Genomic DNA, 3,244 nt, shown 5'->3' on the forward strand with positions numbered 1-3,244 from the left:
GCTGATCAGATCGTAGGTTCTTGATTTAGTTCCATTGAATTACGCAACAAAGCCGGGAAAATACCCAATGACGCAGATCCTTTCTTGCCATTAAGCGTATACCTGACTAGCCATTTTTTACGTCCATTTTTACCTACTAATATCTTGAAACCCGATAACTCAGAGCACGAATATTCAGCTTCTGTAGAACGCGAGTCTGGATCATTAGGGGGTAAACTGGCGATCTTAGTAGTTGTAAATTTAAAACGTTTCTCCATAAAAGAAATCACCTATATTTAATCCATACTAGGTTTTAATATATAATTAGCTTTTATTTAGAAACGGCCAAACCACAACTATAATCTATCGTTATAGTTGTGGTTTGCTAAATATTATAATTTACGACTTTAAATAACTACTGTTCCTGCACGGTAGGCGAAACAGGTAAATAATTATCATATAAATCATACCCACGTTTTCCGTCAGATATAATTTCTCTGATTCTCAGCTTGATCTTATCAAGTTCAAAAGTAAGTAGGTTGTATGAATTTCTAGTAGACTCAGCTCTACGTTCACGACTAACCCCCGTACTCCCGCCAGATACTATTAATATAGGAGATTTGGGGTCTTCATTTGCTAGGCTAAAACTATGGTATTGAGCAATTCTATTTTCATGCTGGTGGCCATGTAATGCCATATGTATACCAACATTAGCTGCTTTATCTAACAATTCAACCGCATCTAGAGTGAGAGATATCGCATTTCTATTTGGCATCTCAACTTGACTAATGGGCACTAAATGATGGTGAAGAGCCATCATTTTATAAGTCGGTTTACTCATATTTAAATTAGCCAAGTCGTCAAGTATGTCTAAACCTAGAGAACCAACATAACCATATTCTGTAAGTTTAGAGCTTGTTACTCTACATGAGTTCATTATTGATAAGAATAAATCTACATCACCCAATGAAACAATAATGTTATAATCTAATTGACTTTTCCAATGCTTCCCAGTTAATTCTTCGGAAAAAAGACGATAGTCACGCTCGTGCTCATATGTAACCTGAGTATTTCCAGCCAACTTATTTTCGTCTATGTTGCTATCACTCGGGTAGCGTTTCATATCATGGTTTCCAGGGAGAGTAATAATATTGCTTTTATCAACCCCAAGTCCGCTAGCTATCGAGTGAAGCTCACTTATAATTAAGTTTTTTGTACTATCTGACCAATCAGATCTTGTCGTAAAATCACCTGTAATAATGATTGCAGCAATATCTTTGTTTGCTTTTACTCGCTTTAAGTCAGTCAGAATACAATCACTAAGTGTCTTCGCTGTCCCTCTTTCCAAAACCTTATCTGAAACAACGAAACCGTGATCAAGTCCAAAATGTAAATCTGAAAGATGAAGTATTGACTTTCTATCTGAACCGCTGTTGCCGATTCTAGAAACTCTTACGCTAGAGCATCCATAGCTATCACGAAGTAATAGTGTATTTTCACCCACCTGCCTACCTAAATTAGGTTCATAATCAATGACATTGATTGAAGTCAACTGAAACCAAGCTTCAACTTTCTCACATTGGTGTCTATAGTATTCAGGGACCAAAGATATGTCGACGTCAACTTTCCTTTTCCTATACACTTTATTGAAAGATGCAGTGAAACAACGTTTAGTCGATGGATCAATTAGATAAACGTAATCAGATACCGTGTCATCACTCTCTAAACTGTTAAATAAGGACTCAAATCCGTCTTCATGTTCTTTCTTCCACCACCCCCACAACACTATTCCTTTTCTATTAATAATAGCTTTATGCTCGTCTATTGTGTCGATGTCGGGTGTAGTATCTCTGAACCGTAAGATTATGCTAGGTGCTGCCATTCCATTACTCGTTTATAAGGTTTATTCGGTATATTCCACTGTTGTAGCACTGTTAAAAAAGAGTCTGCTGCTGATGAAGGCACCTTATCAGATAACCCCAAATGAAAACGTAAGATCTCTAATGCATTCGCGCTACCAATTACTGTACCCACTTTGTTTTGAGAGCTCCACAGGTCGATAACTTCCCTTCCAATTGCTCTCCTACTAACGGAAGGCCAATACCATCCATTAGCTAATGGATGCATAATTATTTTTGCAGGTAGAACATCGTGATGGTTCACACGTAATGCAAGCTGATAGTCATCTATTACAAATCGGTGCCATAATTCGGTCTTAGTGATAGCTTTCGACAAAGGAGGGATTTCTTTAATTTTTATGACAAGTAAATCGCCAAAACGCCAGTCTTCGAGAACATTATCATCACTTACTTCACTTGCTCTCATTTCAAAAACAGGAGTTTCGTAACAAAAAAAATTAGATTTTATTTCAAAATCAGCCCAGCTAGTCAACCATTCAAATAAGTTTTTTCTTTCTTCGATGGCTTGTGGCCTTGTTAATTCCGGCCAGAGAGAAATATAAATTTTTGAACCAATCGCTAAGTGTTGCGCACTCCAACTGATCCAGCGAATAGTATTCTCTATATACCAAGGCGGATCTATGACAGCAGCATCAAAGCTCTTACATAGAGGTAAATCAACATCTACGTCTACTAACGAATGAAAATTAGACCAATGTAAAGGCTGTCGATCAACAAGAAAAACCCGATTATCCAATTCTTGATGTTTTCTTATTAAAGAAGGAACACCTAGTGATAGCACTGACTCATGATCATCAAATAATTGACTCAGTTTATCAACAGTTTCTCTCGTAAACCGCCAATCATAGTCTAAGGGGTGAGGATCTGGAGGCATAAAATGTGACATCTATATTCTTTAGTTTTTTATATGACATGCGCAACTTAAGGTAACATAACACATTGATAAGTTGCAATTTATATTAATTTTGATCTGCTTTTTAGAGCTACTTAGTCAGCGTTAAAAAACTGTCAACTGGCCAGCAACCCTTAAATTTATTTTTATTAAGGCTTCGTGTCCGCTTCATCACTCACAGCCCGACCGGACAGAGACCAGAGGCACACAGAAATTCAGCCTTGGGTATGCTGGCACGACAATTACGCACAGCTCATCAGCACAGGAGGTTCTTGGCAGCTAACTCGAACAGAAAATCTGCACAGAGAACAGGAGATAGACAGGAGGGAAGATTCCGGAGGGAGTTTTATCTGAATTCAGGCACAAAAAAACCAGCATTAAGCTGGCTTGGTAATTACCGACTTGAACCGGCACAACGCGAACGTCGAGGGATTTTAAATCCCTTGTGTCTACC

The 3,244-nt window shown here is 38.0% G+C and carries 3 protein-coding genes; all 3 read right to left on the bottom strand.

Going from position 1 to position 3,244, the window contains the following annotated elements; translation table 11 throughout:
- Positions 1-5: 5 nt before the first annotated feature.
- A complete protein-coding gene (locus tag ACED53_RS23090) occupies positions 6-257 on the bottom strand; it encodes an Arm DNA-binding domain-containing protein (protein ID WP_371693285.1) in 252 nt (83 codons plus the stop codon).
- A gap of 137 nt (positions 258-394) precedes the next feature.
- A complete protein-coding gene (locus tag ACED53_RS23095; protein WP_017099605.1) occupies positions 395-1,861 on the bottom strand; it encodes a metallophosphoesterase in 1,467 nt (488 codons plus the stop codon).
- On the bottom strand, positions 1,843-2,784 hold the full coding sequence (locus tag ACED53_RS23100; RefSeq protein ID WP_017099606.1) for a hypothetical protein: 942 nt from the start codon (positions 2,782-2,784) through the stop codon (positions 1,843-1,845). Before ACED53_RS23100 ends, ACED53_RS23095 begins: the two co-directional genes overlap by 19 nt.
- Positions 2,785-3,244 lie beyond the last annotated feature (460 nt).

This window comes from Vibrio sp. 1F169, assembly GCF_041439605.1.
In the GTDB taxonomy this organism is placed as follows: domain Bacteria; phylum Pseudomonadota; class Gammaproteobacteria; order Enterobacterales; family Vibrionaceae; genus Vibrio; species Vibrio tasmaniensis_A.